This is a genomic window from Pseudoalteromonas sp. S2755 (assembly GCF_005886535.1).
Lineage (GTDB): Bacteria > Pseudomonadota > Gammaproteobacteria > Enterobacterales > Alteromonadaceae > Pseudoalteromonas.
This window is the reverse complement of sequence record NZ_PNDS01000055.1, coordinates 64,106-87,882: the sequence shown is the minus strand read 5'-3', so window position 1 is coordinate 87,882 and position 23,777 is coordinate 64,106. Positions and strand designations below refer to the sequence as shown.

21 protein-coding genes are annotated in these 23,777 nt (G+C 44.4%); 7 read left to right on the top strand and 14 right to left on the bottom strand.

Annotated elements, in window-relative coordinates; translation table 11 throughout:
- Positions 1-177: 177 nt before the first annotated feature.
- Together CWC03_RS11195 and CWC03_RS11190 are read left to right on the top strand one after the other, a co-directional pair.
- Entirely contained in the window at positions 178-2,886 is a 2,709-nt protein-coding gene (locus CWC03_RS11195; RefSeq protein WP_138581998.1) for a DUF2339 domain-containing protein, read from the top strand.
- A 198-nt stretch (positions 2,887-3,084) separates the two neighbouring features.
- Positions 3,085-3,333: a hypothetical protein gene (locus CWC03_RS11190; protein ID WP_138581997.1), complete on the top strand. Its 249-nt coding sequence runs from the start codon at positions 3,085-3,087 to the stop codon at positions 3,331-3,333.
- A gap of 76 nt (positions 3,334-3,409) precedes the next feature.
- Here the strand turns inward: CWC03_RS11190 and CWC03_RS11185 are convergent, their stop codons facing one another.
- From CWC03_RS11185 to CWC03_RS11160, 6 genes are all read right to left on the bottom strand, one after another.
- Complete coding sequence (locus CWC03_RS11185) at positions 3,410-4,795, bottom strand: hypothetical protein (RefSeq protein ID WP_138581996.1); 1,386 nt, start codon at positions 4,793-4,795, stop codon at positions 3,410-3,412.
- A gap of 147 nt (positions 4,796-4,942) precedes the next feature.
- Positions 4,943-5,665 (bottom strand): hypothetical protein, encoded by a 723-nt coding sequence (locus CWC03_RS11180; RefSeq protein ID WP_138581995.1) that lies wholly within the window; start codon positions 5,663-5,665, stop codon positions 4,943-4,945.
- Between the two features lie 100 nt (positions 5,666-5,765).
- Entirely contained in the window at positions 5,766-6,848 is a 1,083-nt protein-coding gene (locus CWC03_RS11175) for an MBL fold metallo-hydrolase (RefSeq protein ID WP_138581994.1), read from the bottom strand.
- Positions 6,849-6,980: 132 nt separating this feature from the next.
- The gene (locus tag CWC03_RS11170) at positions 6,981-7,679 is read right to left on the bottom strand and encodes a response regulator (protein WP_138581993.1); all 699 of its coding nucleotides are present in this window, start codon (positions 7,677-7,679) and stop codon (positions 6,981-6,983) included.
- Between the two features lie 12 nt (positions 7,680-7,691).
- Complete coding sequence (locus CWC03_RS11165) at positions 7,692-9,164, bottom strand: ATP-binding protein (RefSeq protein WP_138581992.1); 1,473 nt, start codon at positions 9,162-9,164, stop codon at positions 7,692-7,694.
- Between the two features lie 20 nt (positions 9,165-9,184).
- The gene (locus tag CWC03_RS11160; RefSeq protein WP_138581991.1) at positions 9,185-10,675 is read right to left on the bottom strand and encodes a cytochrome-c peroxidase; all 1,491 of its coding nucleotides are present in this window, start codon (positions 10,673-10,675) and stop codon (positions 9,185-9,187) included.
- Between the two features lie 506 nt (positions 10,676-11,181).
- Between CWC03_RS11160 and acuR the strand changes: the two genes are divergently transcribed.
- From acuR to CWC03_RS11145, 3 genes are all read left to right on the top strand, one after another.
- The gene (acuR, locus tag CWC03_RS11155) at positions 11,182-11,820 is read left to right on the top strand and encodes an acrylate utilization transcriptional regulator AcuR (protein WP_138581990.1); all 639 of its coding nucleotides are present in this window, start codon (positions 11,182-11,184) and stop codon (positions 11,818-11,820) included.
- 76 nt (positions 11,821-11,896) lie between these two features.
- Positions 11,897-12,883, top strand: a complete 987-nt coding sequence (gene acuI, locus CWC03_RS11150) for an acrylyl-CoA reductase (NADPH) (RefSeq protein ID WP_138581989.1) — start codon at positions 11,897-11,899, stop codon at positions 12,881-12,883.
- A gap of 103 nt (positions 12,884-12,986) precedes the next feature.
- Complete coding sequence (locus CWC03_RS11145; protein ID WP_010370670.1) at positions 12,987-13,235, top strand: DUF3297 family protein; 249 nt, start codon at positions 12,987-12,989, stop codon at positions 13,233-13,235.
- 55 nt (positions 13,236-13,290) lie between these two features.
- Here CWC03_RS11145 and CWC03_RS11140 read toward each other — a convergent pair whose 3' ends face one another.
- Both CWC03_RS11140 and CWC03_RS11135 read right to left on the bottom strand, forming a co-directional pair.
- The gene (locus CWC03_RS11140) at positions 13,291-13,932 is read right to left on the bottom strand and encodes a response regulator (RefSeq protein WP_138581988.1); all 642 of its coding nucleotides are present in this window, start codon (positions 13,930-13,932) and stop codon (positions 13,291-13,293) included.
- Between the two features lie 11 nt (positions 13,933-13,943).
- Positions 13,944-15,038 (bottom strand): ATP-binding protein, encoded by a 1,095-nt coding sequence (locus CWC03_RS11135; RefSeq protein ID WP_249314011.1) that lies wholly within the window; start codon positions 15,036-15,038, stop codon positions 13,944-13,946.
- Positions 15,039-15,230: 192 nt separating this feature from the next.
- On the opposite strand from CWC03_RS11135, the gene CWC03_RS11130 reads away from it, so the two are divergent.
- Positions 15,231-15,974 carry a hypothetical protein gene (locus CWC03_RS11130; RefSeq protein ID WP_138581986.1) on the top strand — a complete coding sequence of 248 codons (744 nt, stop codon included), beginning with the start codon at positions 15,231-15,233 and terminating at the stop codon, positions 15,972-15,974.
- Positions 15,974-16,960 carry a tetratricopeptide repeat protein gene (locus tag CWC03_RS11125; RefSeq protein ID WP_138581985.1) on the top strand — a complete coding sequence of 329 codons (987 nt, stop codon included), beginning with the start codon at positions 15,974-15,976 and terminating at the stop codon, positions 16,958-16,960. Before CWC03_RS11130 ends, CWC03_RS11125 begins: the two co-directional genes overlap by 1 nt.
- 61 nt (positions 16,961-17,021) lie before the next feature.
- On the opposite strand, the gene CWC03_RS23475 is transcribed toward CWC03_RS11125, so the two are convergent.
- The 6 genes from CWC03_RS23475 to CWC03_RS11100 form a co-directional block, all read right to left on the bottom strand.
- Positions 17,022-17,192, bottom strand: a complete 171-nt coding sequence (locus CWC03_RS23475; RefSeq protein ID WP_099642116.1) for a hypothetical protein — start codon at positions 17,190-17,192, stop codon at positions 17,022-17,024.
- Between the two features lie 397 nt (positions 17,193-17,589).
- On the bottom strand, positions 17,590-18,219 hold the full coding sequence (locus CWC03_RS11120) for an SDR family oxidoreductase (protein WP_138581984.1): 630 nt from the start codon (positions 18,217-18,219) through the stop codon (positions 17,590-17,592).
- 170 nt (positions 18,220-18,389) lie between these two features.
- Positions 18,390-19,778, bottom strand: coding sequence for an ATP-dependent RNA helicase DbpA (dbpA, locus tag CWC03_RS11115; protein WP_138581983.1), 1,389 nt, complete (start codon positions 19,776-19,778; stop codon positions 18,390-18,392).
- Between the two features lie 98 nt (positions 19,779-19,876).
- Positions 19,877-20,686 carry a fascin domain-containing protein gene (locus CWC03_RS11110; RefSeq protein ID WP_138581982.1) on the bottom strand — a complete coding sequence of 270 codons (810 nt, stop codon included), beginning with the start codon at positions 20,684-20,686 and terminating at the stop codon, positions 19,877-19,879.
- A 95-nt stretch (positions 20,687-20,781) separates the two neighbouring features.
- Complete coding sequence (locus CWC03_RS11105; RefSeq protein WP_138581981.1) at positions 20,782-22,203, bottom strand: DEAD/DEAH box helicase; 1,422 nt, start codon at positions 22,201-22,203, stop codon at positions 20,782-20,784.
- Between the two features lie 211 nt (positions 22,204-22,414).
- On the bottom strand, positions 22,415-23,770 hold the full coding sequence (locus CWC03_RS11100; RefSeq protein WP_138581980.1) for a DUF1501 domain-containing protein: 1,356 nt from the start codon (positions 23,768-23,770) through the stop codon (positions 22,415-22,417).
- Positions 23,771-23,777 lie beyond the last annotated feature (7 nt).

The following is a 23,777-nucleotide window of genomic DNA, read 5'->3' as shown; positions in this document are numbered from 1 at the left end:
GACAACGGGGCGCATGTGCATTTTTGGCCAATGTTAGAAAATTTCAAGTCATCATACTTCTATGTGGTTTGCTAAAGTTATGGCACCTATCATGAGAGATTGATTTATTGGTGTGGTTGATCTCATACTGTTTCTAATACAGGTTAGCTGGGGCCTAGCAAACAAATAAGGAGTCGTATGGAAACGGAGTTTATCTCTTTTATATTTTATCTTTTTGTATTTATTGGCGCTGTTTTTGCCCTACAAGATAGACAAAGGCTTAAGCAACTCGTTAAAAAAGTACATCAGTTACAAAATACGGTAGAGCAGCAAAGTCGCCGGATCTCGACACTTGAAGGTCGTGAATCCTCAGATCAAGCATGCTCAGAGCAAACACATTCAGAGAATAAGCTTTCTGAGTGTGGACAAAAGAATGGCGAAACAGCTGATAGTACATCATTAACAGCACGGACTGCATTGGGCGAATCCACGGCAACAGCCAATCATACACAACCTCAGCAGCCTGAAAGCACGGCCACTATCGCAAGAGCCAAGCTTAATAAGAGTAAACCTGCCTTTGACTTTACTTTAGATTCTTTATTAAAAGGAAATGGACTTTTTTGGATAGGTGCCGTAGTGCTAGCCTTGGGCGGCGTTTTTCTCGCTAAGTACTCTATTGAAGCCGGACTTCTTCCCCCAAGTGTGCGAGTGATACTGGGCGCTCTTTTTGGAGTCAGCTTGGTTACTGCCGCTGAAGTCGTAAATCGCTACAAAGAAAAGCTAAAGATTAATACTCCGTACGTTTCTGCAGCGCTTGCCAGTGGTGGCGTGATCACTTGCTTTGCCATGACATTGGTTGCTTTTGATTTCTATCAGTTTATACCGGCTAATATGGCCTTTGTTTTACTCGCCATTATTTCCTTGGTTGCGACCTCTTTGGCACTGAGATTTGGCCCAGTACTCGCCGGTATTGGCATCGTTGGTGCTTATGTCGTGCCTGCTTTGGTATCGACAGGCTCTAATAATATCGGTGCGTTACTGCTGTATATCAGCTTTGTTTCACTCTCTGCGATATGGGTTGCGGATTATGTGAAGCAAAAATGGTTGTGGTGGCAAAGCTTTGTTGGTCATTTCTTATGGTTTTGCACCGCGGTTGCGGCTGGTGGAAGCGGCGACTTTTGGGTGCTGCTGATTTTTGCGCTTATCTCTATGTATTTATATGTGTTGGTAGACGTACTGGGTTGGCGACTGACGAATTCAATGATAAGTCCGTTGCCTGTCAAAGATCTATTAATGCCAAGAAAAGAGCAATTGGGAATTTTACTCCCATTGTTACTTATCGCATGTGCGCTAATATTAAAAACCCAAATCGATACGCTTATTTGGGCTAATGTGTTATTTGCTAGCGTTGTTTTGTGCGCGGCTTATAGAAATAGTGCATTGGATAGTTGGCCATTTTATTTACTATTGTTTGTACTTCTCTCGTTCTACTTGATGCCCAAAGTGGGCACTTACGACGACGTCCTTTTTCCTTTTACCTTTAAGTATTTGTTTATCCAAGTGGCAGTGGTCATCACGATGTTATTTAGCATGATGATGATTAAGCGATATCCATCAAGACTCGCTTATTTGATGTTGTTAAACGTGGCACCACTTGCGCTTTACGGTGTAAGCTACGCTATTTCTCCGAGAGTCGCAGAGGCAATTTTATATCCTGTGTGGGCGATTGAAATGTTGGCCATCGGGCTCTTCGCTTCGTATTGTGCGATGAAAACGGATACTAATATTCAGCAGGTCACTTACCTTATTTTGGCGAACGCCATGCTGAGTTTGTGTTTTACGATGTTACTCTCGGCAAGCTCGTTGACTTTAGCGATTGCGGCACAAGTAGCGTCTATGAGTTATTTGAGCTGGAAGTACAAGGTGCGTTTACCTGATTGGCTGTATAAGGCTGCGCTTATTGCCGTTGTTACCCGTCTTACTTTTGCGCCTTGGCTTGCAGATTACAAGCACGAAACGATTTTAACCATACATTGGACACTTGTGGTCTATCCGCTGGTGCTGGGCATCATTTGGTTTGCTACCAAATACAACCCTTCAAAGACCCTGAACACTTGGTTTATGGGCGTTGCAATGCATATTGTGGCGCTTCTGGTCACGACCGAAACAAGTTATCTCTTGATTGGTGACTACCCTGATTTTACTAATCTCGGTTTCCAAGAATCCGTGTTGCTTGCTTTGAATTGGCTGGTGCTTGGCGCTGTATATCTGTGGCGAGGGCAGCTCAGCGACAAGGGCAACAGACTTTATCCGCTTGCAGCGAGCTTGTTATTACTTGGAAGTGCGTTGCTCCACGCCGATATTTCGTTGGCCAATAATCCGTTTTTTGACAGGCGATACATTGGAGACGGTGTGTTTAATTGGCTACTTTTGCAGTGGTTGGTACCAGCATGCATACTCGCTATCATGCTCCAGTTTAAGTTAGTACCATCACAATTTAAGCGTTTGGTATACGGACTGATAGCCGTGCTAGGGATCTTGTTTATCAACGGTGAAATTCGGGCATTATTTCATGAGGGGTTCCTTGTGCTGTCGATGCCGATGGAACAATCCGAGTTATATGCCTATTCGATAGTGTGGCTATTGATTTCAACCGTATTGATTTTTGTTGCCAAGCAAATAGAGCATAAGGTGCTAATTAACGCCGGTTTTGCAGGTCTAGCCATTGTTATTTTAAAAGCCTTTGTGGTCGATATGGCAAACCTCGAAGGCTTGCTGCGTGCTTTGTCTTTTATCGGTTTAGGCTTATGTCTGGTGGGAATTGGTTGGCTATTTCAAAAAATGCAGGATCAGCCCAGAGAGGAAAAACCAACGGCGGACCGAATATTGCGTTTTGACAACCATTAGCCACCCTCAGCAGCAATGCGTGCGCCACGCATTGCTGTTGACCCTACGTTTAACCCGACTATTTATTGCTCGCTTATTCTTGCTTTGTTTTGGATTTCTGTATGGGTCACTCTGGTTAAACGGCATTTGGTGTTGGGTTCAATCATTTCTACATAACTGGTATTCTACGCGGCATACTGAGTAAGTGAGAGTAAAGAGATGATCAACGATAAAGATATCATTGAAACCTTGGACGAGCTGGAAGCTTTTTTGTTGTTAGTTGATAACGGTGGCTTAGGGTTGCAAAACGTGGCCGGTGTGGCGTTGGCAACGAACAACAGTGATGGCAGACCATTTATTGCGATTTTGGATGATAAACATCAATTGTTGTTGGGTCGTTGGGTATCTCAAGACGTGTATGAAAACGGCAAAGACATGGTTCGTTACGGGCCAAAGAAAGCGCATTAACTTTCTAGGATTGGAGTGCAGAATAAACCTGCTTCCAATCCGTTTTGTCGGTGGTTATATGAAACTGCGTCTGTGCTTAAACGTCGTTTTCAATATACACGGAATCGCTTGCCATAAGCTCTATGGCGACGATTTCAGAGCGGTTCATGGTGAGCTTATATCTTTCTAACTGGATTCCCTGAGAAGATTTAAACCGCATTACTAAATTTATTTGATAGCGACGCTCAACTGATTTTTTCGAGACCTTTTTCCCTTCAAGGCTATAAAGCTTTCCTGCCCCTTTTTTTAGATAGCGTACAAACGAACTCATGTTAAAGGTGATACGTTGCTGTACTTCTTCGTAACCGGGTAAAAACTCATCAATATGCACTTGGTTTTTACAGCAAAAATGCAGTAGATGCGCCGCTTGTTTATTTTGCTGTCGGCGCTTCTTTAGCAGCTTATCAACATCCTCTGGTAGGTCTTTTTTACGAATATGTTCCAGCCATATTGTTTGTGTACAAACGATGGCGTCCGTCACTGAGTTTTTAAACTTGTTGCGCCACTTTGGTCGGCCGCGTTGAATATAACGCCATGCCCACTGGGTTAAGTCTTCTTTGAATGTTTCTCTAAGGCCATAAATTACCCCAAGCAAAGCGATAAGGGCGACGGTGACTTCTTGAAAGTTAGAGCGGGCGTTGAGCACAATAAACATCACGAAGGCCATGATAATGCCAGTAACCACACCGCGAACTAAACGTTTTAGATTGGTACTTAAGTCAATGGTTTGTTTGTTAAAAACAACACCATATTCGATGAGTCTTTCAAGCAATTTCATTTTATTGGTAATGCGGTTTGGGTCGTCCAACGTGACTTGCGAGTTGTAGCTCTGCTCCTCGCGGTATTGGCTTTCTCGTTGACAGAAACTAACAATACAGCTTCGCTCATGACTAAAGTCGCTTGACTTAGGCCCGCTAGCGATGAGTTTCAAAAACGCTTGCTCGGTATGCCAGCTGAGGTAGTTATCTGCGTTTTGGTAGTAAGGTTTGAGCTTATTATCTGGTGGCGTGTAACGCCTGAGCTTCTTCAATAGGCGTTCGGTTTCTTCCACCAATAACTGTGCGGCTGGATAAAACTCATCGGCCTCTTTTAGCTTCAATGTCTGTTTTACATCGGCATCTAGCGCAATGCGGATCTGGTAGCAAAATAGGTTTAGATTAACGCGGTAATCCGTTTTTTGACCTTTGCTTTGGCTGATAAAACGGCTACGTACCAAGGGAAGGTGGAGCTGCTCCGAGTAATATGCACTGTGGCTTTTTATATTGGCATTAAAATAGTCTACTTCGTTCAACGTGTTGGTATTAATCCCCATATCGGTTGGGATTGAAAAATACAGGTCGAGTTGATTTGTCTCTTTGGGAAGGAGTTGATAGTTGATTTTAAAAGATAAGCTTTCGTCTTGACTTAGTTTGGCTCTGCTCACTCGGGTATGGTGCCTCCTTGAATTAACACTTTGTAATTATAACATAGATAAGTGTATGAAAGCTGAAACGGGTTTATAGGTTATTGTTCTCGCTGTTTATTAAGGCTCGCCGCTAACAATAGTTGCGATAAAATTGACCGTTAAATACTAATAATATTTAACGGTTGCGCTTTGCCCTAGCTGATCGGCAATATTTTGAATAAATCCATGCCCAGTCAATTGTCTTCCTAGTGCTAGAGTCGTTTGTTGTGTTTCTCTAGGACCGTCCATCAGTGCTTTGAAGTCGATTATATCTGCGAAATTTTCGCTAGTAACATCATACTTTCCCCAGAGTTTACTGGTGCCGCCATTATCGTCTCGTTCCATCTGAGTATATTGTAAGAAGTTGGCTTTTACTTCATTTGCAAGGTTGACTAGTGCCTTATTGCTATTGAGCTTTCCTTCTAAATAAGTAATATCTTCAGCCGAGATATTACCTGTCACCTTCAATTCGCCCTGTTCGTTGACTGAAAACCCCCACTCATTTTCAGTCAGTTCAGGTCGTTCAGTGGCAATATCCGAGAGTGTTTTGTCATATTCTTTAGACATGCTGTCCGCCGATTTAAACATGCTGCCACCCAGATAAAGCTCGGCGATTGCTTCACCAGTCATAACGCTTGCACTTTTTATCGTTTGCTCGACCTCTTTTGATACACCTATCGTTATTGGTCGCTCATAAACTGGTGGGGTCACATGCTTAGCTGTTTGAGAAAATGTATCATTTTTCAGTGCGTCTCCGGATCTCTCGACTTTAGTCTTAGCAACTGTATCTGAGCTTACAGTTGATAGACTGTTTACCAACGTTTCTCTTGGTTGATTTATAATCTTCATATATTTCCTTATCTACGTATAGGTAACGATCTTTTATCGACAACTTAGAATTATAGTTTAATGTTATTTTTATGTAATCTGACTATGGTGCCTTTTTGGATTAGAGATGGACTTTTTCGCCTTCATTTAAAATATACAGTGGCGTTTGGGCTTTTAGTACTTGTTGCATATGCAGTAAGCGGAACAGCGCTGAATGTGAGGTTTTATCTCCCATTTTCCAACTAGCATTGCCATAGCCCCAAGGCATCATAACCTTGCAGCCCAGATCTTTTGCGGCAGTCAGTGCATCTTCTGGTGTGGTGTGTACTTTACGATACCAATCAGGATGTTCTTCGCTGTAGTATGAAGCAATTGGAAGTAGGCACACATCAATATCACCGTATTTTTCTTGAATGTCTTTAAAGTGCGGTGAATATCCAGTATCTCCAGCAAAAAATAGAGTCTTGCCTTGGTGTTCTAATATCCAGCCACCCCATAGTGCAGCGCCATGATCTTCGTATAAAAACGGCACCCAAATACGGCTGCTGAAGTGATTTGCAGGCACAAAGTGTGCGGTTACTTCACCAAGTTGTTTGCTTGAATACCACTCCATTTCAGAAACCTTGTATCCATCTTCAGGAAAGTGCTCTGCAAATCCAAGAGGGGTGAGGTAATTTGGTCCAGTACCAATCGCTTCGATATCACTCTTGTTAAAATGATCGTAATGAATGTGGGAGTACATTACCGCATTGGTTTGCTGTAACTCTGTTTGACTGAGCTGTGCAGGTTGATTGCGATTAAACCCTTCTGAGAGGCGAAATGCCCAGTTTACAGGCCAGTCAAATTGAGCCGTGACAGGGTCAAACAAAAACTGTTGTCCATCTTTGGTGTTGACTTTAAAACTCGCATGTCCGAGCCATTGGATAGCAAAACCGGTATTGAGCGAGAGAGTGGGGTTGTTGCCAACGTAAGTACAATCTTGCATTTCGGACTGACATTGAATTTGTTGGGTGACTGGATAGCAGTTTTCTTCGCAGGTCACGGGATAATCTTTAAACTTATTGTAGATGTTGGAATATCTATCTTCATACCCTTCTACAGAGCTATGTTTTACCACGGAAGACTCTGATTTTATTCGCTCTACAACATTACTATTACTGCAGCCTGTTAATGTGATTATAACTGCCAAAGTAAGTCTTTTCATGCCTATTCCTTTTTATAATTATTAGTTATTTTTTGGAGTTTACCAATAAAAGGGAATGGGGTGTAGCGGTGAATTAAGCCTTAGGTGAGAGTTGGATTAGTGCATAGCCCAACTCTCATTGAGGGTTAGAGATTAAGAATTACGTTCCTGCGCCTCAAACTTATACCCCGCTCCGTAAATGGAGTGGATAAAATCGTATTTAGGTGCGATGCTTTGCAACTTTTTCCGAATATTTTTGATATGGCTATCTATGGTTCTATCGCTAACAATGTGACTATCATCGTAAATGTGATCCATCAATAAGTCGCGGCTATAAATTCTGCATGGGTGTCCGTACATTGCCTTTAAGAGCATGAACTCGACATAAGTGAGCGTTGCTTTAGCGTCGAGGAAGGAGACAAACAAGCTTTCTTCGTCCAGTTTAAGTTTGCTCTCAGTTTCTGTCACTGTGCCGCGCTCATTTAGCGTCACGCGTCTTAAAATCGCCTTCACTCTTGCGACGACTTCTTTTGGGCTATAGGGTTTGCACACGTAATCATCAGCACCCACTTCAAGACCAAGAAGACGATCGATTTCTTCTACTTTGGCGGTGATCATAACAATTGGCACGTTTGAATACGCTCTGATCCGCTTGCAAATTTCGATACCGTCAAGATTAGGCAGCATCAGGTCGAGTAAGATAAGGGCGGGTTGCTGTTGTTTAAAAGCCTCTTCAGCCAAAGCACCATCATGAACACAATGGCTGGTATACTCGGCTTGAGCCAAATACTTACTTAAAATATCGGCAAGTTTTGGTTCATCTTCGACGATTAAAATATGTTTGTTTGGCACAGGGGAAACTCATTATTTTTTCAGTTCAATAATAATAGCGAGACCACCCAGTTCGCTCAAGTCCGCAGTGATTTTTCCGTTGTGGGCAGCAACAATACTTTGGCAGATGGCTAAACCAAGGCCTGAACCACCTGTTTTTCTACTCCGCGCTTCCTCTACTCGATAGAGCCTGTCAAATAGTTTGTTTAGCTGTTCTTGTGGTACTGAAGGGGCGCTGTCCTGCCAGTAAATTATTGTTTTATCTTGTTGCTGTATGACTTTTACATCAAGATTACCGGGTTGCTCAGCTGAGGAGTCAGTGTAGCGCAAGGTGTTTTGCAGTAAATTGTCGAATAGCTGCCCAAGGCGCTGCTCGTCACATTCTAAGGTAATACGCTCATCGCATTGCAGGGAATAAGCAAGATAGTGCTTTTCAATTTGGTGACTACTTTTCGCAAAGGTGCGTGAGAGCAGGTCGTAAAGGTTTTCTTTATCCATGTTGTAAGTAAGTGCACCGCGGTCTGACAGCGATAGTTGATGTAAATCGTCCACCAGCCGAGTCAATCGTTGGATCTCTTCGTTAAGCGACATCAGTTGTTCAGGATCGCTTGCGATAATGCCATCAATCATTCCCTCAAGTTCCGCGCGGATCACGGCAATCGGCGTGCGTAGCTCGTGCGAAATATCCGCTATCCATTGCTGCCTAGCTATTTGGTTCTGCGCTAACGTGTCTGCCAAACGGTTCATATCTCTGGCAAGCAAACCGAGTTCGTCTTTACTCGCGATATCGACGCGAGCATCGTAATTTCCTTGTGTCAGTGTTTTTGCATTGCGGCGCAACAACACGATTGGGTTGACCATATATTTACTAAAAGGCACGGCAATCACTAAAGTAACCAACAGGGCGACGAGCGCAATGATGATGAACTGTTTACGTTGTTGCTCTGCAAACAGTTGGTCGAAGTCATTGCGTACCAAGCCACTTTGCTCGACACCTAAGTAGGCGATAATCTGTTCGCGTTTAGGCTGCGCCAAGTGGTCGCTTTGATAGACTGGGAACCACAGCGAAGTCTGCTTACTTTTCGGTGTGCCCATAATAATATTGCCTTGTGCGTCTTTGATAAGCAGGCGTTTTTTATTGTCAAAACGCGGTGGGGGGCCATCACGCCTCCTTGGCCCTCCTTCGCCTCTTTCACGATGTCTTGGTGGTGGACGAGAATGTAGCTTGTCTCGCGGGCGCTCGTCCTCAGAAAGACCATAAAAGCTACGTACTATGCTGTCCCAATCCTCTGAGCCTCGATACACCCAGTCCAAAGAACCATGGCGTGCGTAAGTCTCGGCAACTTGCGTTACCACCTCTTTGAGCTGTGCCCGAGAGGTATTTTCAAGATAGGCAGTAAAGCTCTTTTCAAACGCTAATTTATTGGCGATATAGATAGCCAGCACCAATGTGGTGTTGGCTATCAAAATTATCAGCAATAGTTTGACGCGAATGGTCATTTTCATTGTTGTTGTTATTCCACCGGTTAACGTTGTGCATGCAAGCGTAAATTATCAGGGTCTGGTGTGCGACGGTTTGGCACCCATCTTCTTACGCACTGTTGGTCTTTTGCACATTTGTCTGTCAAGGCATGTAAAAACGCAACCAGATCCTGCTTTTGTTGTGGCGCTAAATTGGCGGCAACAAAGGGTGACTGGCGCAGTAACGTTAATGCCGCTTCACTATTTTCTCTCGCTTGTAGGTTTAGTGTGTCACACTGAGCGGTTAAGGAAAACTGCTTTAATCCACAAGCACCACCACGTTGAAAAAATTGCTCGACGGTTTGCTCCGGATTTGAGTAATGATCGATCACTTGTTCTAACGACTCATAGGCTCCTGCGTGACCATATGGCGCAGTCAGGGCAACATTTATTAAGCTCGGGACTCTAAACGCAAATTGGTTTTGAGGCGAAGGGTCAATTGCAGCGCGCCCGATGTCGGCCTTATTATCCTGTGTACCAATACCATACTGTGGAAAGGCGAGGTTAAAGAAACCATTATTAGTGAAGCGTTCACCGCTGTGACATCCTGCACACCCTGCACCGCCTTCAGCTACTGGAGTAAAAAAGAGTTTAGCACCACGTTTTTGTTTGTCGCTGAGTGCGCCACGCTCACCTCGGGCATAACGATGCCAGTCGGTATCCACCATCACAAATGACGCTTGATACTGGCCAAGTGCGAAGGCAATACTATCGAAGGTAATTAAGGTTTGCGCGTCTGCTTGTGAGTCGAATGTTTCTCTAAAGGCTTGGAGCCAATCATTGGTGGTCAAACTTCCGGCTTCATCACCGTAACCGCCAATACGTTGTGCGAGATGCGAGCGAACTTGTTCATTGGTTTCTGCACGTTCAAAAGCCTCACCACGCATTTCTTCACGAGAGGTGACAGGAAAACGAGACAGAGTTGCAACGAGTGAATCTGCCGCGTTTGGATCTGGTTGATTGAAGCCTGAGTCAGGTGTGCTGATAAAGTTGCTTTCATTGCCCTGGTCGTCAGTGATAGTCACACGTTGAACACGACCATCCCAAAATAAAGCGCTATTCTCAAACCCAGTATTAAAAATGGTGGGAGAGTTACGCGGGATATTGATGTCATCGTTGACTGCCTGGCGGCCTGGACCTATCACATCACTTTCGACTGCATTTGTACCTATTGGCAACGAAAGGCCATCGGCGCCACCGAGTCTGGGATCGTGACAGCTGGCACAGGCGACTGACTTTTCTCCTCCAAGGGCCTTGCTAAAGAATAGCTGCATGCCGAGCTGAGCGATGGGATCTGAGATCTTCGGTAGTTGTTGTGCACCCTCGACTCTGCCTGTAATACCGCGAGCTGCAATAATTTGCGAGAGCTCATCATCCAGCGCCGAGCTAGGTTGTGGCTGGCCGGGAGGTGGTAGAGATCTAAGTTGCGCTGCTATTGGTAAACTTGCCACCGCGGTAACAAGTGCCATTGCACGTAGAAAGTTCGCGTTGTTCATCGTTATTCCAAACCTTATTGTGATTCGAGTTTTAAAATTGGCAGGCAAAAGTGCAGAGAATGTGGAAATGAAAATTTTTGTTTGGTGAGGAAAGGAGAAAGAAAGTAGGTGAAAACCACCATGGGATTTTCAGAAATATCAAAGTAGGCTACTGAGCTATTAGGCTTAACCGATATTTAGCTTGTGTAAGTGGGATTTGTATGCGACGCATTGAGCTTGGGAAGGCTGATAGAAACATAGGCTCAACAGCGCTAATATCAAACGCGTATGCTGGCGCATTGTCATATTCGCCGAATAAGACGGTAGCAGGGCGGGAGAGGAATTATCCCCAAAATTGTCTGGCTAGACAAGGGATATAATTTAATGTGGTTTTAAAAATAATGAGTTAGCTCATTCTTTATCCAAGCTTCGGGGGAAATAGTGAAAAGTTAATCCTAGCGGTGGTGTTAAAATCTATATGCCAGTGACTATTTACATAATTAGACGACTGGTCTAATATTTAGTTTATGAATGAAAGTAGTATAAAACGGCGTCGCGGCCGGCCAAAAAAAGAGCAAGCTGGTTTTAGTGAAACCAAGGCGGCATTGATCCGAACAGGTATGGAAATTCTTACTGAAAAAGGTTTTGCTGCTACTGGGATTGATGCCATTTTGCGAACGGTAAATGTACCAAAAGGGTCTTTTTATCATTACTTTGCGAGCAAAGAGGCATATGGTTTAGTACTGATTGAACATTACTCATCGTTTCTGAGCGCAAAGCTCACTAAAGCATTATCCGCAGAAGGTCTTGAGCCGTTAGCGAGACTTGCGCTATTTATGGAGCAAGCTGAACGGTCGATGGCGAAGTATAATTACACGCGAGGTTGTTTAGTTGGCAATTTAAGTCAAGAAATTGCTCAGCTACCAGAATCTTTTAGAGACAAACTAGGTGACGTTCTGAATGAGTGGCAAATCTTGGTCGCCCAATGCTTCGAGCACGCCAAGCTGCTTGGTCATATTTCAACTGAGCACCATTGTGATGAACTGGCCTACACGTTTTGGAATGGTTGGGAAGGCGCAGTCATGAGAGCCAAGCTTGAACAAAGTGGTGTACCACTTCAGCGTTTTTCAACGTTTTTTATTCGCTCGATTCAAGTCCCGGATTAACCAAGTTACAGTTGAGCAGGGTAAGCCGTGCTTCTTTGTAATTTAATAGACGATTGGTCTAATTAATGGAGACGATATGTACAAAGCAATAGTCATTGATAAACAAGATGGTAATTACGTCGCAACACTAAATGAGGTAATTGGGTCAGAACTCATGCCTGGAGATGTTGATATAGACGTGTTGTACTCAACGCTAAACTACAAAGATGCGTTAGCTATTACTGGCAAGTCTCCTGTAGTTAGGCACTTTCCTATGGTTCCAGGTATCGATTTTGTGGGGAAAGTGTCTACTTCGTCGCATCCCGATTATCAGCCTGGGCAACTAGTGATCCTTAATGGTTGGGGAGTAGGTGAAAAGCACTGGGGAGGTCTGGCACAAAAAGCGCGAGTGAACGGTGACTGGTTGGTTCCTTTGCCGACTCAATTTGAGGCAAAAGATGCGATGGCTATCGGCACCGCAGGGTATACCGCAATGTTATGTGTGATGGCGCTTGAACGCCATGGTGTGACACCTGAACGAGGCGAGATACTTGTGACTGGTGCAGCTGGGGGCGTAGGAAGTGTTGCCGTCGCTATTTTATCAAAGCTTGGCTACAGTGTTACGGCGCTAAGCGGGCGGGTAGAGCAAGAAGCTCAATTTCTTAGCCAGCTTGGTGCGCAAAATGTGATCCATCGCAGTGAGTTAGAAGGAACTGGTAAGCCGCTTGCAAAAGAGCGTTGGGCAGGAGTGGTAGATGTAGTTGGTTCACACGTTTTAGCAAACGCCTGTGCTAGCACACAATATGGTGGCGTGGTCGCTGCTTGTGGGTTAGCTGGTGGTATGGATTTACCTGCCACAGTGGCGCCTTTTATTTTACGAGGGGTGACGTTGGCAGGTATTGACAGTGTGATGTGCCCTAAAGCGTTAAGAATTGAAGCATGGCAGCGATTAGCGAGCGAACTTGAATTAAATAAACTCAATATGATTGCCCATGAAATTACGTTGAATGAGGTGATTGCCACTGCAGCGGACTTGCTTGATGGCAAAGTAAGAGGGCGCGTTATTGTTGATGTTAACGCTTGATGTTTGGTTAAGCAGGGTTTTGTCAAAATTTAGGTCGACCGCTATTGAGCAGGTCGATGCGATTACCTACAATACAGCATGCTTAAATAATTGAAGAAACAAAATGACAGATTCAACTGAAAAACCGGCATTACCAGATAGACTTTCTATCAACCCTCGTAGTCCGCATTACGCAAAAGAAGTGCTAGAACACCACATTGGCATTCGTTTCAACGGAAAAGAGCGCACTGATGTTGAAGAATACTGCATCAGCGAAGGCTGGATTAAAGTAGCATCACCAAAGGCATTAGACCGTCGTGGTCAGCCTTTGCTACTGAAGTCAAAAGGGACTGTTGAAGCTTACTATTGCTAAGTACCGTGATGATGCACCAATCTGCTCAAGGGTAAATTGGTGCACTTTGTTTAAGCTACTGTAATATTCCCATCTCGATTGCTAATAGCACCGCACGGGTTCTATCCCTCACACCCAGTTTGGAAAGTAAATTGGAGACATGATTTTTGATTGTGCCTTCTGACTTGTGTAAGGCTTCGGCTATTTCCTTGTTGGAATAACCATTTGCAACCAGTCTCAATACCTCTATTTCTCGTACGCTAAGCGTCTCTGTAACTTCGAACTCAGAAAAATCATTGTCAAGTTTTGGTGCATACTTTAATAGGGTTTCTGTAATCGCCGGTTGAAAGTAGGTTTCACCATTGATGATGGTCGTCATCGCATTCACTAAGGAGTCCAGAGCGATATCTTTGAGTACAAAGCCTTTGGCTCCATTACTTAAGCTGTTCAGAACGAGTTTTGGGTCATCAAAGGTTGTTAGCACTAATACTGGGATCGTTATACCTCGACTATTTAGCTGCTTTAAGGTAGTGATACCGTTCATAACTGGCATAGATAGATCCAGTAGAATAATATCAGGTGTAACCACTGATAGCCCATCAAGCAACGTCTGACCATTGTCGTACTGGGCAATCACTTCAACTTCTTCGTTAAATTGTAATAAAGTGACAATGCCTTCTCTTACGAGTTTCTGGTCGTCAACCACGACTACTTTCATCAATACCGTCCTTACTGTGGAGTTAACGGGAGTTCAATTTTATAGTGTAGGGCACGATTGTGCTCATAGAGATGCAAGTGGCCACCACACTCAGATACGCGTTCAGACATCCCCGTTAAACCATTCCCTTTTTGCCATTGTTCACTGATATAGCCATCATCATGCATATTAACGAAAAGCTTTTCTTTATCTTGTGTCATTACAATCCAAAATTGCTTCGCATGACTGTGTCTTAGGCTGTTGGTTATTGCTTCTTGAACACAGCGCAGCAGCACTTGTGCTATATGGCTATCGTCATCAGCAATATGTTGTGGAATGGTTGCATGCACTTTTAGCTCAGGAGTATGTTGGAGTAGTAAGGTAAGCGACTGATGAAAATCAATATCTCTGTGCTGTCTGAGCATATCCACGGCATCTCGCACATCATTCAGAAGTAACTTAGCTACGCTTTGACATTCTTGGATTTGCTGTTGGGCTGGTGCCTCGGCAGTCATTCTTTGCGCTATTTGCAATTTAATACTGAGTGCAGTGAGGTGATGGCCTAGCAGGTCGTGTAAGTCCCGAGCGATGCGGGTGCGCTCAGAGTGCTTCGACAGCTCAGAAAGCAAATGTTGCGTGGATTGCAACTGAGCATGTTGATTTTGGATCTCGGCCCTAGCTTGCTGTTCTCGTTGATGGGTGGTGGCTAATAGCAAGGCGAATAAGTGAAACAAGCCATATAGTAATCCCTCAATCCAAAGTAGATGCTGTTGTTTTACACTCTGCATTGTAAACCAGGCCAATACGATGATGAGGGTGAAGCAAGCTGATACGCGAATGGGGAGCAGATAAGCGACAACGGCAACCCAGATAATGGTAAGAATGGATAGGTATCCAAATTGCAGGATCCAGCCACAGGCAAAAGCTGAAAATAGCATAAGGATTAGCGCAAGCCATCGTAATTTGTATTGACATTGCTCGTAGGTGCCAATGAGGTAGCCAAGCGCATAGAAACAGAAGAAGCTGCTAAAGAGAGATACTTGGGGCGCTTCAGGTTGTTGACTCGTTATGTATACCGAGATAGTGAAAAGGGCAGCCCATGTGATCAGCGCTAGTAAATCTCTCATATCTCGATTTGCGATTAGTGTGCTGAATGCCAACGCTTATGTCCTCTTGCCATTTTCTTCACCAAGTATGACAAAGTAACAAGGTTGTGCCTATAGGCCAAAAGTCATGGTTTTACATCATGACGTCTGGGACAGGCACTCCAAATGTAGTGACGTTAAGCTAAAAACCAAAATCGTAAAAGAGAAATTATTATGCTTATTGTTCATCAGTTTGCTTTGTATTTACACATTATTATTGGTGCGATTGCGCTAATTGTATTTTGGGTTCCAGTCGTGACCGTAAAAGGCAGCCCACAGCACAGGCTATGGGGAAAAATATTTACTTGGTGTATGTGGTTAGTTTCCATCAGTGGCATTGTTATGTGTCTGATTGTGATCTACGACCCATTGGCGATCCGTTACCCCTCTCAACACATTGAGCAGGCGCTAGGGCAACAACTGGTATTGAAGCAACGCCAATTAAGTGAATTTTTACTGATGCTGTCAGTATTGGTGTTGGCAAATATTCGTCATTCGAGCTTGGTTTTAGCGGCTAAACAGCACCGAGAGCGACTAAGAAGCGGGTCTCATTTATTGCTGATTGGGCTCTTAGCGGCAACGGGTGGACGAGTGTTGTACACAGCGCTTACATTTGGCAGCACGCTATATCTAATATTTGCACTTATTGTGTCCTCTACCGTCGCTACTATGTTGTTCTACATATTTAAACCAACACTCAAACCACGAGAGTGGGTGCTGGAGCATATGAGTACCATTTTAGGCGCTGGGATTGCGGTATATACGGCATTTTTTGCAGTGGGTGGACGCCATTGGTTAGCGCCGTTATTGCCTGGGGCTTGGCAGCTAGTGCCATGGTTGTTACCTGCTGTGGTCGGCACCTTGGGCATACTGTTTTACAAAAAGCAGCTAGTTAGTCGTCAAACGAGGAGTAAATAATGTTTTGGTTGAACAAAGTATTAAGCTTATTGATGATGCTAGTTGCAACCTCTAAAGTGATTGCGATGCAGATTCAGGTTGGGACGTTGGAGCATGCCAAAAAACTATTTGAACAACAAGCAATAGTGGCAGCAGAGCAAGCGTTTCTGGTACTGCAAGAAACGCATCCCAATGAGTCATTTTATTACCTTGGTAGGATTAAGCTGCTGTCGGACGAGCTCGACGATGCCGAGGACTACCTTAAAAAATCACTGACGCTCGAGCCTAATAGTGCGGATGAGTATTATTGGTATGCTAAGGTCAATGCAGAGCAGATAAAGCACGCCTCTATTTTTTCAAAATTGAGTTATGCCAACAACACAGAAGATGCCTTTTTAGCAGCAATAGATAAAGACCCTGCGCATCTCAAAGCACGGCAAGGGTTGTTCTATTTTTACCTGTCTGCACCAAGTATAGCTGGTGGCTCTGAGACCAAAGCGATACAACAGATACGGGCGATAGAAGCCTTATCTTCCCATGTTGCAATGAAGCTATGGCTCGATTTTTATATAAAAACAGGTGATGATAAAGCCTTGATTACCTACACCAACACCTTGCTCGAAAGTAAAGCTATGGATGAAGTTGTATGGTTTAAAGCCGGACTGGCGCTGCAAAGTATCGATTATTACGATGGCGCATTGACGTTTTTTAGGGCTTTAATAGCAAAGCGCGAAGCAAAGCATTACGCTGCGGGGCTCTACCAAATTGGTCGGACTGCGGTTTTTGCTGAGGTGAATATCGATGAGGGGATCGCAGCATTACAAGCATATTTAACGCTCGATATTAACAATGATGACCCAGATGAAAACTGGGCTCGATTGCGCTTAAGTCAGCTTTATTTGCTCCAAGGAGATATTCCACGGGCTAAACAGTTAATCGGGGAATTAAAATCAACACAAATTAGTGATATCGACCTGATCACAGTAATTAAACAGCTGCGGCTTTGATCATTCTATTAATTTTCTTTAGTAAGATGGCAAACGTCGAGCAAGCTCGACGTTTTAGCGATCACTGAGCTGATGTTAACCAGCTCAGAAATTGACGTGCTTCGCCGCCATTGGCGAATTGTGTGATCTTACGGCCTGTGCCGTCAGCAAAGATCACTTTAGATTTGTTCACCGAAATTGAGCGAATTGGCTGCTCAACACGGATCTCTGTTCCGTTATATGTATATGACATAATAAAACTCACTTTTATAATGCACAGCAAATTAGCTGATGCTTTTGATAGTAGATGAGCTTCATTACAGTTTAGCGAACAGAAGACGCTGTCCTCGCAACAACCCGATATGGGTTTGACAGCGGATACCAATTTTATTGATTGGCTTGATTTCGCCTGACTATATTAAGCTCTACTTGTATTTTTTATGCGGACTTACTGGATCAAGGCAAGGAGGCATTACTTGAGGTTTGCTTTATTTTGAGAGGAAGTTAAAGCAAGAGAGAGATAATATAGAGTTGCATTTTTTAAAGCAAGCTTTTTATGTGGGTGTAGCAGTAAATATTTTTAACACTTATCCAACTTAAAGCATAAAAGTTTGCCTCGAGGCGTTAAACCCCGAGACATTGTTACTTTACTAGGACAGCGATTGTTCAACTGACTGAACGCCGTTAAATAGTTCAAACGTTAGATTCTGAGGATGCCGAGTGGCAAGATAAGCTAGCGCGTCTGCGACATTCTCTCGACTTATCACTGCATCTTTTCTATTTTCAGGGCGTGAAGTGGAGAAGCCCCCATTTGCAGGCTCATTTTGTAACGCACCTGGCCGAACGATGGTGTAGTTTACGACACTTCTTTGTAGATGTTGGTCGGCCATGTGTTTGGCTACCAAGTACGGTTTGATTTCACTTTCAATGTTATCAGGATCGTCGGCACCGATAGAGCTGACCATAATAAAATGTTTAACGTTTGCTTTCACAGCATAATCAACAGCTTTAGTGGCGGCCCACAAATCAATCAGTAGGGTTTTGTCCGCACCGGTTTCCCCACCAGAGCCTGCACTAAATATTACCTGCTCGACGTTGTCAAAAGCAGAGCTAAAATCGTTCTCAAGATCTTGCTCAGTGATAGTGAGTTGCTCAGATTCAATATCTGCCAACTTGTCTTTATTACGCACTAACGCCACAACGTCGTGGCCTTGTTCCAGCATTTTCTTTGTCGTCATTTTTCCAATTTGACCACTGGCACCAATGATTAAGGTCTTCATAGTTAAACTCCTTTAAAGTGTTTGCTTAACTAAGACCTTGGGATCATGGCGCAGATTTAAACCCCTGTAGTGTGAAATAAGTTATAAATAGGTGAGAAATTGCTGAGTTAATCTAAAAATTGCGGTGGTCAGGGAAAAGTTGACCACCGTAGGAAAAGCAAAGCTATCTGTTATTTTGTTACTTTGCGAGCTCTAAAGTTACGGCCTTTCATTTTCCCTTCTGAAATTGTTTTAAGCGCTACGTTGGCAACACTGCGCTCAACCGCAACGTACGATGACATCGCAGTGACTTTGATTTTACCGATTTGATCACCTTTTAACGCTTGATTTGAGGTCAGTGCACCTAAGATATCGCCCGGTCTTAATTTTGCCTTCTTACCGCCGTCGATTTGAATGGTTACCATCGGTGCTCGGTTAATTTTGTTATTTAATACTTGATCGCTTGGCAAGGTATTGGGTTCAATGGTTTTGCCTAAATAGTCTTCGAGGGCGTTTACTTTATGTGATTCCTTATAGCTCATCAAAGAGCACGCCACCCCTTTATTGCCTGCACGTCCAGTTCTGCCAACGCGGTGAACATGCACTTCTGGGTCATGGGCGATATGGTAGTTGATCACCATATCGACGTGATCGACGTCGATACCCCGAGCGGCTACATCCGTTGCCAATAAAATGGTGACGCTCTTATTCGCAAAGCGAACCAATGTGCGGTCACGATCTTTTTGCTCTAAATCACCGTGAAGTGCTGCTGCATCAAAACCTAGGCTATATAGGCTGTCGCATACGTTCTGGCATTCTGCCTTGGTATTGCAGAAGATAACCGCAGAATTTGGTTGAAATTGCATTAACAGCTTTTGTACTGCTGGCAGTCTCGCGTCGTTGTTGTCGACTTCATAAAAGTACTGTTCAATTGAGCTATCATCATGCGTTGCTTCAACCGTGACTTTGGCTGCATCTTTCATGATGTGCTGCGCAAGCTGCTCTATTTTTGGCGGGTAAGTTGCGCTAAAAAGCAGGTTTTGTCGTGTTTTAGGGCAGTGGTCAATGATACATTGTAATGACTCTTCAAAACCCATCTCCAGCATTCTATCTGCTTCGTCTAGTACAAAGGTATTGACTTCATCTAGCGACAAACGGCCTTTGCGCAGATGCTCTTCAATACGCCCTGGCGTACCCACAATGATGTGCGCGCCGTGTTCAAGAGAGCCAATTTGCGGCCCCATAGGAGCACCGCCGCACAGCGCCAATACTTTGATGTTATGGATTGCACGGGCTAGCTTGCGAATTTCAACCGCAACCTGATCGGCAAGCTCTCGAGTAGGGCAGACCACAAGCGCCTGCACACGAAAGCGTTTCACCTTTAAGTTATGTAGTAGTCCTAAAGAGAAAGCGGCGGTTTTACCTGAACCTGTTTTACCTTGGCCAATGACATCTTTACCCGCCAAGATAAGCGGTAGGGTTTGTGCTTGAATGTCCGTCATGGTGTGATACCCCAATGACGCGAGGTTATCGAGTAAAGCGCTGGAAAGTGGGGTACTTGAAAAAAGTGGCTGAGTCAAAGTCGCTGTCTCTATAGTTCTAAAACAGCAATTATAACATGGCTCTAACGGATAGCGTGTGTAAGGCCGAGATAAAATTTTTACCACGGTCAAGTGCGTTAAAAAATGATTTTGAACATTTCCCATGAGCAAGGGTAGGTCGCATTACAGCCAATCACCGTCGGCTCAGCATTTGCGCTCGAGCCACCATTACCAACAGCTTGTACATAGTAGCCGTTGACAGATTTGAGCGCTATTTTATCACCGTTTTGGATGAGCGCACCGGGATTATTTGGCAGTTCAATCGTGAACGTCTCCCAGATAGAGGCCGCTGTTCTATTGGCATTTAGTTCACCTCCACCACCTTGTTCGGCAACAAAGTAGTAGCCAGATGTAGTCTGAATATGAACTTCATCGCCGCTATTAAGGTCTCCACCATTAATATCTATAAGAGTAAATTGCTCCCACGGGCCTATGGCTAATCGGTTTGCATTGACCGTGCTGCCGCCGTTACCTTCAGCCACAAAGTAATATTGTCCGCCAGTTTCGAACGACACATTCGTATAGTTGGTGGGGCCACAAGGCAACGTAGTAAAAGTGAGATCTTCCCCTTGGATTGTGGTGCGTGGTGGTTTTGGATCTCCACGGAAGCGGAAATGGTATTCAGTCCCACAGCTTAGGTTCGAAATCTGAGCACTTACGGGGCCATTTACTCCAGGTGGTGTCGCAAAGATACTACTGCCGTAGCTAGTGGTGGTGCCATAATCAAAAATCTCGCCACTTAGGCCGATAGTTGAAGAGGAATAACCATTTAATTGCGCAGATGTTTGGGTGATATTGCTTGCAGGTTGGGTTAAATATTGGGTACCAGCATGCGCTAGAAACGTACTGCTGCATGCACTTAACAATAGTAATTTGAACTTATTCATAGCCTAGCTCCTTTGACGAAAAAGGCTGTTACGATTAACGGCCTTTTTTAGCTTAGGAGAAGGTGTCGCAAATGCTATTACATCTGCTTACACCTTTAATTGCCAGAAGTTGGTTTTTGGCGTGGTGCACGCTTGTCTCCAGCGTGTTGGTTCTTTGGCTTATTGGTAGACTGTGATGGGCGACGTCTGCGGTTGCCATTGTTATTACCAGCAGGTTTACCGTTGCCACTCGGCTTATTGTTGCGAGGACCTGAATTTTGCTTAGGTTTGTTTTTCGGCTGAGCGGAAGTTGCTTGTTCAGCGTCTGTTGCCTTTGGCTTTTTCGGTTTCTTTGGCTTTTTCGGCTTGATTGGGCGCGTATCTAGTTTTGACTCAGGTACGGCAAGTTGCGGTTCAAACCCAGGTTCCACTTTACGCGGCACCAACTGTTGAATTAATCGCTCAATACCAAATAAATCGCTTGCGGTCTCTTGGGTAACAAATGAGATAGCTTCACCCGTTGCACCAGCGCGGCCAGTTCTGCCGATACGGTGAACATAATCTTCGTAAACATTTGGCAGGTCAAAGTTCACGACATGGGGGAGCTCTTGAATATCCAAGCCCCTTGCCACAATATCGGTGGCAACAAGCACACGTACTTCACCATTTTTAAAACCAGCAAGGGCTTTCATGCGAGCGCTTTGGCTTTTATTACCATGGATTGCTGCGGCATTGATCTTGGCTTTTTCTAGATCCTTAACCAAGCGGTTGGCACCGTGTTTGGTGCGGGTAAATACCAACACTTGTTGCCAGTCATGCGTTTGAACTAGATGCTTGAGTAAGTTGGTGCGCTTACTTTTATCTACTGGATACACCCACTGAGTGACACTTTTGGCGGTGCTATTTGCCGGTGCTACAGAAATCTCTACTGGATCATGAATTAATCCTTTCGCCAAAGCTCTAATTTCTTCAGAGAAAGTTGCCGAGAACATCAAATTTTGTCTGCGGCTTGGTAATACTTTGATGATGCGTTTGATATCGTGAATAAAGCCCATGTCTAGCATACGATCGGCTTCATCCAATACCAGTACTTCAAGATCATCAAATTTGACAGCATTCTGCTGGTAAAGGTCGAGTAATCGCCCCGGTGTTGCCACTAAAACATCAATGCCTTTACGCAGCTTCATCATTTGCGGATTGATCTTCACGCCGCCGTAAACGACTTCAGAGCTGATAGGAAGGTGTTTGCTGTAGAGTTCAACACTTTGCCATACTTGATCAGCAAGCTCTCTGGTTGGCGTTAGAATCAACGCGCGCACGTTATTCGCACGAGGCTTAGTGCCGGCAATCAGCTTTTGCAACAAAGGTAATGTAAAGCCCGCAGTTTTGCCCGTTCCCGTTTGCGCCGCAGCCATCACGTCTCTGCCTTTTAAAATAGCAGGAATGGCTTGCTCTTGAATGGGAGTCGGTTTGTCGTAACCTTGTTCGACAACGGCTTGATTTATTTCTGGGGCTAAACCTAGGTGGCTAAAGCTCATGATTTGTTACTCTGTAGTAGGCGGCGGGCAAGAGTACAGTATTTACACCAGTTACGCAATTTTGCCACCGCCTAAATTACTTTTAAGTCGTCCTCTGCTATGTGTAATAGATTAATGGGGTTTAAAAATACGCTGATCTTTGCGCCCATATCAGTGATAGCGTTCTCGAGTATAGCAGCACATCCTTGTGTGCTTAATTTCGAATAGAAATCTATGCTTTGAATAAACTGAGTTTACCAGAGAAGTTTTTAAGGTTTGGGAAAATCTGCAGCAGTGCATTGTCGTCTACCCCCATCCAGCTACCAAGGCTCGCAGCCAGTTGGTCAACAGCTGTGGTGGGAATGAGCCTTCCGCTTCCAGCATCAAAGGCATGGTTTAATTCTGGAGGAGGGATATCACCAAAAATAGTGCCACCATGGACTGCACCACCCATAATAAAGTGATGGGCGCCCCAGCCATGATCGGTACCATCACCATTGACAGCAAGGGTGCGACCAAAATCAGATGCAGTAAATAAAGTTACTTGCTTCTCTAACCCTAAGCTGGCAATTGCCGTATTAAACGCCACAAGTGCGCCATCAAGCGCTGATTGCAGTTTAGGTAAGCTCTGAGCTTGACCTGAGTGAGTATCAAATCCACCCATACCCACAATATACACTTGTCGTTTGGTGTTGAGTTGCTGCCTTGTTGCAATACTTTGGCAAACATTCTTCAGCTGTTGTGCCAATGGTGTGGTAGGAAACTGTGGTAAAGTAAAACTTGTATTTGCAATGGCGTCATTGTATTGCGAATTTGCCGCCATGGCGCTGCGAGTAAGCGTATCTAGGTCTTGCTGAAGTATGTTATTGCTACTACTGCTTTCTTTGCCCGCAAAGTAGTCAGCGAGTGCTTGGTTGTTGTCGAACTCTTCTAAGATTTCTATTATGCCAGCTTTGCCATCACTCACATGGTATGGAAAGGTATTACTGCCGGTTAACCACAGATCAGCCTCGGCTGTGGTAATGGCATTAAAAGGCGTCTGCTGCGTTTTTCCTGTATTGATAAGCGCATCATTAATTAACCCTCCCCAACCAAATTGTGCTCCCTCTGTTTTACCAGACATCCAAGTAGACTGCTGATCATTATGAGAAAACAGTCGGGGAGGCACGCTTGCCGTGACTTGTTCCAGGCGCGAGGCATTAACAGGCTCAAGTAATGGTCCAACATTGCCAATAACAGACAGTTGCCCTTGACCGTAGAGTTTCGCAAGGCCTGCCATTTCTGGAGGTAAGGCAAATTTGCGTTGATTAAATCGAGAGGGAGTACTGAGGGCGTGCAAATTTTGTGGTGTTCTTGGCGTAGGGTAAGCACTGAGTAGTGAGGATCTGTGTTTTGCCCACTGTTGATAGTTACTGTCATCCAGAGGAATAATCGTGTCATGGCAGTCCATTCCGCCGTATAAAAATACGCAAACAAGAGCTTTGTAATCTTCACCTTGTTCTGCTGCCGCAACGGCTTGACTCAACGAAAGCAAGGACGTTGACATCATGGTCGCACCGCTTAGTTTCAAAAAATCACGTCTTTTCATTTTGTCT

Coding starts and splice junctions, on each gene's coding strand:
- CWC03_RS11195 (WP_138581998.1), top strand. CDS start 178: ATGGAAACGGAGTTTATCTCTTTTATATTTTATCTTTTTGTATTTATT.
- CWC03_RS11190 (WP_138581997.1), top strand. CDS start 3,085: ATGATCAACGATAAAGATATCATTGAAACCTTGGACGAGCTGGAAGCT.
- CWC03_RS11180 (WP_138581995.1), bottom strand. CDS start 5,665: ATGAAGATTATAAATCAACCAAGAGAAACGTTGGTAAACAGTCTATCA.
- CWC03_RS11175 (WP_138581994.1), bottom strand. CDS start 6,848: ATGAAAAGACTTACTTTGGCAGTTATAATCACATTAACAGGCTGCAGT.
- CWC03_RS11165 (WP_138581992.1), bottom strand. CDS start 9,164: ATGAAAATGACCATTCGCGTCAAACTATTGCTGATAATTTTGATAGCC.
- CWC03_RS11160 (WP_138581991.1), bottom strand. CDS start 10,675: ATGAACAACGCGAACTTTCTACGTGCAATGGCACTTGTTACCGCGGTG.
- acuR (WP_138581990.1), top strand. CDS start 11,182: ATGAATGAAAGTAGTATAAAACGGCGTCGCGGCCGGCCAAAAAAAGAG.
- acuI (WP_138581989.1), top strand. CDS start 11,897: ATGTACAAAGCAATAGTCATTGATAAACAAGATGGTAATTACGTCGCA.
- CWC03_RS11145 (WP_010370670.1), top strand. CDS start 12,987: ATGACAGATTCAACTGAAAAACCGGCATTACCAGATAGACTTTCTATC.
- CWC03_RS11140 (WP_138581988.1), bottom strand. CDS start 13,932: ATGAAAGTAGTCGTGGTTGACGACCAGAAACTCGTAAGAGAAGGCATT.
- CWC03_RS11135 (WP_249314011.1), bottom strand. CDS start 15,038: ATGAGAGATTTACTAGCGCTGATCACATGGGCTGCCCTTTTCACTATC.
- CWC03_RS11130 (WP_138581986.1), top strand. CDS start 15,231: ATGCTTATTGTTCATCAGTTTGCTTTGTATTTACACATTATTATTGGT.
- CWC03_RS11125 (WP_138581985.1), top strand. CDS start 15,974: ATGTTTTGGTTGAACAAAGTATTAAGCTTATTGATGATGCTAGTTGCA.
- CWC03_RS23475 (WP_099642116.1), bottom strand. CDS start 17,192: ATGTCATATACATATAACGGAACAGAGATCCGTGTTGAGCAGCCAATT.
- CWC03_RS11120 (WP_138581984.1), bottom strand. CDS start 18,219: ATGAAGACCTTAATCATTGGTGCCAGTGGTCAAATTGGAAAAATGACG.
- CWC03_RS11110 (WP_138581982.1), bottom strand. CDS start 20,686: ATGAATAAGTTCAAATTACTATTGTTAAGTGCATGCAGCAGTACGTTT.
- CWC03_RS11105 (WP_138581981.1), bottom strand. CDS start 22,203: ATGAGCTTTAGCCACCTAGGTTTAGCCCCAGAAATAAATCAAGCCGTT.
- CWC03_RS11100 (WP_138581980.1), bottom strand. CDS start 23,770: ATGAAAAGACGTGATTTTTTGAAACTAAGCGGTGCGACCATGATGTCA.